Genomic DNA, 5291 nt, shown 5'->3' on the forward strand with positions numbered 1-5291 from the left:
GAGACAGCAACGCCTCCTCGAACAGCTCCTGCGCCCCGCGGTAGTCACCGCTCGCCGACAGGCTGGCGGCCAGGCTGTGTGCCGAGGCCAGGGTGTCGGGATGGTCGTCGCCGAGCAGGCGCCGGCGCCGGGCCAGCACCTCCTCGGTGAGCCGTCGGGCGGACTGGAACTCGCCGAGATCGTCCAGGTTGGTCGCGAGCCGGCTGGCGAAGGCGAGGACGTCGGGATGGTCGTCGCCGAGTAATCGGCGTAGCCGGTCGAGCAGGTCCTCGTCGAGCGCGCGAGCGGTTCGGAACCGGCCGAGTCCTCGTAGGAGGGCGGCCAGATCGGCGGTCGTGTCGAGGGTCTCGGGGTGGTCGTCGCCGAGCAGGCGGCGTCGGCGGGCCAGCACGTCCTCGGTGAGAGCCTGCGCGTTCGCCAGGTCGCCGACGGCGCCGAGGCGCCCGGCGAGCTGGTGGGCGCGGGCGAGGGTGTCGGGGTGGTCCTCGCCGAGGGCCGCGCGGGACCGGGCGACGGTGTCGGCGTGCAGGCCGCGAGCGGCCTCGTGTTCACCCAGCTCCCACAGCACGATCGCCAGGTTGGCGGCGGTCGCGAGGGTGTCCGGATGGTTCTCGCCGAGGAAGTGGCCCCGCCGGGCCAACGTGTCCCGCTCCACCTCCTGCGCCGCCCGGCGCTGCCCGACCGCGAGCAGTGCGACGGCCAGGTTGTTCGCGCTGGCCAGCGTGTCGCGATTGTCCGGGCCGAATCGTTTGAGGTTCCGGCGATACAGGTCGCGGGCGAGGTACTCGGCTGCGGCGTAGGCACCCCGGGCGTACAGGTGGGAGCAGTGGACGTCCGCCCAGGCGTGGAGCTGGTGCGGGTCGTCGGGATCGTCGAGGGTGTCCAGGGCCGCCAGCAGGTGCGGGACGACAGGTGCCTGCGCGGACCAGACCGGGCGGTCTGTCGGGCTCTGCGGGTATGCCGCCGCGAGCAGCCGTCCGGCGAGGTCGCCGAGCTCGCGGCGCCGGCGCGGGGTCAGCCTCGCGGCGACCGCGTCGCGCACCAGAGCGTGCAGGACGATGCTGTCCCCGGCGCGCCGGGCCAGGCCATGGTCGACGGCGATCGCGACGATCCGGTGCAGGTCCCGTTCGCCGTCGTCGCCGTGGCGCTTGTGGTGGTGGTGCCCGATCCACCCTCGGCGCGGTGGCGGACTCGCCGCACGTAACAGAGACAGGGGCACCTGCGCCGGCGCGAGCAGGGAGCACAGTTCCAGCAGCCGCACGGTCGTCGGTGCCGACAGGGCGAACCGTTCCTGGAACAGCGACCAGCACAGCTCGACCGGGGTGCTGTTCAGGTTGTGGTCCTGACGGTCGGTGAGGAAGTCCCGCGGGTCGCGATCCTCCTGGGCGAGCAGCCGGGCGGCCAGAGCCACCGCCAGCGGCTGGTCGGCGAGTCGGGCGGCGACGGCATCGGCGACACCGGAGTCCAGGCCGGGTCGCCGGGCGGTCAGCAGGGCGACGGATTGCTCGCGGGGCAGGGGCCCGACCTCCACCGTCGGCACCGGGCCGGCGCGCCGCGCCCTCCCGTCGGCGTCGGCGTCGATCAGTAGCAGATGGCCCGAACGGGCCGGTAGCGACTGGTCCAACCACCGCCACAACCCCGGCGCGTCGTGGGCGTCGTCGAACACCAGCAGCCAGCGTTCACGCCGGTTCAGCTCGGCCAGGACGGCACCGACCGTCTCGTCGACGCCGGCGCCGGCGCCGGTCGGCAGCGCCAACAGCCCGGCGAGCGCGGCGATCTGCTGGCCGAGCAGCGGAAGCTGCCCCGCGTCCATCCACCGGACCAGGCCGTACTCCGGCGCGTGCCGGTGGGCGTACTCGACCGCGAGCTGGGTGCGTCCGCAGCCGGCGGTGCCGCGCAACACGACAGCCGGCACCGGGCCGCCGGTCAGGGCCCGGCGGACATCGCCCAGCAGCGTGGCGCGTTCGACGACCAGCCGGTCCCGGCCTGGCACATTCCACCCCGCGGGCAGCAGAGCAGGGAAGGAGGCGACCGGCGCGTCGGGATCGGGCCCCGCCGGGCGGGGGCCGCCGGGCGCGGCGACGGCGTCCAGGAGCCGCTGGGCGGCGGCGGCCGCGTCGACACCGAACAGGTCGACGCGGTGGACGGTCGCCAGCACCTCGGGGACCGGGTCGTCGGTCACCCGGATCAGGAGAGTGGGCCGCGCCGCCAGCGCCGCGACCCACTCCAAGGTGCACCAGGGGGCGTCGAAGAGGGCTGGGGAACAAACGACGAGGACGCGTTCCGCCCGCGCCGCCTCGGCGCTGATATCGGAAACGACGTACTGCCCGCCGGGCGATTCGGAAGGCTGCACCCGCACAGTGCGGCCGGCAGACTCGAGAATGTCGCTGATCCAGGTGACCCAGTTCTCATCCGGGCCGGCGTACGAAAGGAAAAAGTGGGTACCCGGCTGGGCGGTACCGGCCTCGTCGACCGCGAGCGGTCGGGTAGATCGCACGACAATAGAGCCTGCCAGAAAAGGACATGGCGCTTCATGCCCCGCCGCTGTGACCTACAGCGGCCGAGGGTCGGCTGGCACAACGGCGTAAAAACAAGCCCCTTCTCGCGGGGTGGCCGGCTGGCCGGCTGTGGGAAATTGGCTGGTGGGAAATGCGACGCGGGCGACGCTGCTTGGCAGCAGTCACCGGAAATCGGTGAAACCGTAACAGATCCCTAACTTTTCGGTCAGGTAGGGGCGGGAAGGGGCAGGCTACCCGCCTCACTCGTCTCGGCGGTGGACGGTGATCCGGGTCCAGGAACCGAGGTAGACGCGGTCGCCGTCGTCGAGTGCCACGGCGCCGCCCGGCGTCAGGCGGACCAGATGGCCCGGGTCCGGGCCGACCCAGGTGCCGTTCGACGAGCCCAGGTCGGTGATGCGCAGGGAGCCGTCCGCCGTCAGCTCCAGGGCGGCGTGGGAGCGGGAGACCCCGGGATCCCCCAGGTCGCCGGACAGGTCGAGGCCCGGCGGGGTGCGCTGACTGCGGCTGCGCCGGCCGATGACGGTCCGTGATGTGGTCAGCTCGACGGTCACCGGACGAGACCGCTCGGGGAAGGCGGGCGCGCCCGCGTCGTCTCCCCGTTCGAAGTCGTCTCCCCGTTCGAAGAACACCCGGTCGACGGAGATCCGCGCGTTCCAGCGCCCGGCCCGCAGGGGGACGGCCTTCGCCGGTAGCGGGCCGGTGCCGGTGTGGAAGTTGTGGTCGCAGGCCGGGCAGTGCGTCCCCACCCCGCGACGCGGGCGCCCGCAGAGCGGGCAGTTCTCCGGCCTCACCTCTTGGCGGGAACCGTCAGCGTCGAACCCGCGTCGAGATCCATCTCGTCGAGCTTCTCCACGTCGCGGCGCAGCCGGACCGAACCGGTCACCGGGTCGTCGATCTCGACGACCCTGCCGAGCCGGTCCAGCATCGCGCCGTCGTCGGCCGCGGCGGCGATGCGCGCGGCCCGTCCCAGCAGCGTCACGGCGCTGACCTCGTCCCCGGCGCGGCGCGCGGCGAGGCCGTCCTGCACCGCGCGGGCGAGTTCCGCCTGCCCGGTGTAGTGGGCGACGACGCCGTCGATGCGGGTCGACAGCTCGGCGTCCTCGGTCCACACGGCGCGGACACGGGCCTGCGAGACGACCTCGGTGCCGACGACCAGGCTCACCCGCGCGGCGAGCCGCTCGTCGCCGACGTCGGCCGGCGGCACGTCGACGCACAGGTGGTACTCGCGGGTGCCCGCCGCCCACGCGCCGGTCGGATGGTCCCGGGTGAACGGGTTCACCTCGACCGCGCGCGGCATCAGGTCGTCGACCTCGGGGGAGACCTGGCGCAGGAAGCGGGTGGTGGAACCCTTCGGCGTCCAGACCCGCAGCGCGACGTCGGCGACACCGCGGGCGAGCGCCTTGGCGATCAGCGCGCGGAAGTCGTCGGCCATCTGGGCGGGCTCGCGCAGCAGCGAGACGGTGCCGAGCAGGCGGGTGGAGATTTGGCGCAGCTCATCGACCCGCCAGTCGGCGCCCACCCCGCGGCAGTCGCACTGGAACGCGCCCTCGCACGCGGCCAGCGACGCCTCCAACGCCGCCGTGCTCTCGCCGTTCTGCCCGTCGGTGAGCAGGATGGCGTGGCCGATGGCGTCCGGGCGGGACGCCATGAGCTTCGCGGTCAGCCGCAGCCAGCGGCCCATCGAAGTGCCGCCGTGGGGACGCAGCCGGGCGACGGCGCGGCCCGCGGCCGCCCGCGTCTCGGCGGTCGCCGCCACCAGCACCGGGCGCTCCGGGTAGACGACCCGGGCCTGCTCGGTGCCTTCGACGACGGCGAACGCGACGCCGTCGGGCAACGTGTCGATCGCCGCCCGCGCCGCCCGCCGCGCCTCGATGATCTTCGACTGTGGGTACTCCATGGAGCCGGAGCAGTCCAGGATGATCACCTCGGCGGCGCCGGGAGCCTCGCCGGGAGCGGCGCCGGGAACCGTCCCGGCCGCCGCCCGCCCCCCGTCGCCGACGGCCTCCTCGCCGCGGGCGGACACGGTGATGACCGCGTGCACCTCGCCGACGCCTTCCGCGAGGAACTCGTTCTGGCTGACCTCACAGGTGAAGATGATCATCGTTGCCCCCGGGGATGTCGATGACTATCACAGTTATGTTGTCGCCCCCGCCGCGGGCGAGGGCGACGGCCGTCAGGTGGCGGGCGACCGCGAGTGGCGGCGCGTCCGCCGCCACCTCGGCGATCCGGTCGGCGAGGGCACCCGCCGCCGAGATGTAGTTCCACAGCCCGTCGCTGCACAGCACGACCCGTCCCGGCCCGCTCAGCGCCGACGCGGCGACGCGGGGGATCACGGACGTGCTGCCCGTGCCGATCCAGTGGGTGATCGTGTGGGCGCCCGGCCCCGTCTCGGCCCGTTCCGGTGGCAGCAGGCCGGCCCGCACCGACTCGGCGGCCAGCGTGTCGTCCGCGGTGAGCAGCCGCGCGCCGGACTGGTCGACCAGGTAGGCCCGGCTGTCGCCGAGCCAGCCGACCGCCAGCAGGCCCGGCGTCACGATCGCGGCGACGAAGGTGCACGCCGGCGCGTCGTCCGGGCCGCTGATCGACGCGACGGCGCTGCGTTGCGCGGTGGCAGCGGCGGCTCGCAGGGCGCTCGCCTGCCAGCGGGCGCTGTCCCCACCGGGGGCGGACGCCGCGCCGGGACGAGGACCGAGCGGACGGGTGGCACCGGTGTCGCGAGTGGTGCCGGTGCCGCGAGTGGTGTCGGTATCGCGAGTGGTGCCGGTGGTGGGC

Annotated in this window: 4 protein-coding genes; all 4 read right to left on the minus strand. The window is 74.1% G+C overall.

Annotated elements, in window-relative coordinates:
- Nucleotides 1-2497 (minus strand): tetratricopeptide repeat protein (locus tag NBZ85_RS27160; protein WP_261562863.1); only part of this gene is annotated, 2497 nt, incomplete at its 3' end.
- A 261-nt stretch (nt 2498-2758) separates the two neighbouring features.
- Nucleotides 2759-3310, minus strand: coding sequence for an FHA domain-containing protein (locus NBZ85_RS32885; RefSeq protein WP_261562864.1), 552 nt, complete (start codon nt 3308-3310; stop codon nt 2759-2761).
- Entirely contained in the window at nt 3307-4620 is a 1314-nt protein-coding gene (locus NBZ85_RS27170; RefSeq protein WP_261559915.1) for a VWA domain-containing protein, read from the minus strand. Before NBZ85_RS27170 ends, NBZ85_RS32885 begins: the two co-directional genes overlap by 4 nt.
- Nucleotides 4601-5291 (minus strand): PP2C family protein-serine/threonine phosphatase (locus NBZ85_RS27175; protein ID WP_261562865.1); only part of this gene is annotated, 691 nt, incomplete at its 5' end. The genes NBZ85_RS27170 and NBZ85_RS27175, both read right to left, overlap by 20 nt.

This window comes from Frankia tisae (assembly GCF_025403405.1).
Taxonomy (GTDB): Bacteria; Actinomycetota; Actinomycetes; order Frankiales; family Frankiaceae; genus Frankia; species Frankia tisai.